The 463-nt window shown below is 60.9% G+C and carries 1 pseudogene; it reads left to right on the top strand.

The window, feature by feature from the left end:
* Window positions 1–321 (top strand): annotated as a pseudogene (locus CO251_RS11905) (cytochrome C oxidase subunit I); the annotation flags it as partial.
* Window positions 322–463: the final 142 nt, after the last annotated feature.

The raw sequence follows: 463 nt of genomic DNA, 5'->3' as shown, positions 1-463 counted from the left end.
TCGATCTTCGCGTTTATCTTGGGCGCGGCGTTCTTGGGCAATATTTTGTACATTGGCTACTGCTGGCGGAACGGCGCGCAGGCGGGGGAGAACCCGTGGGGCGCGAAGACGCCGGAATGGTTTACGAGTTCGCCGGCGCCGCGGTATAACTTCCCAGTCCAACCGGAAATTGTGGGGAGCTTGTATCTGTATGGCGAGGGCACCAAAGTGCCGGTGGTGACGACGGCGCTCGGGGAACTGGCCGCGACCAGTCGGGCGACGCAGGATCCGCAGTTTGACTGGCACGATTACGCGCCCGACGGAGGAGGGGTTACGTCATGACGAATGCACCGGAACAGCGCCGCAGTGCGGCGCTGACCCCGGCGAACTACCGGGCGGTCCGCTTTAGCATGTTGTTTTTCATCGCGACGCAAATCGTGCCCTTTGTGGTGCTGTTTGAAGCGAAGTATCTGTACGACGGATC

It is taken from the genome of Sulfobacillus sp. hq2 (assembly GCF_002903155.1).
Lineage (GTDB): Bacteria > Bacillota > Sulfobacillia > Sulfobacillales > Sulfobacillaceae > Sulfobacillus > Sulfobacillus thermotolerans.
Note: the sequence above shows the minus strand (reverse complement) of the source record. Positions and strands in the feature narration are given on the sequence as shown.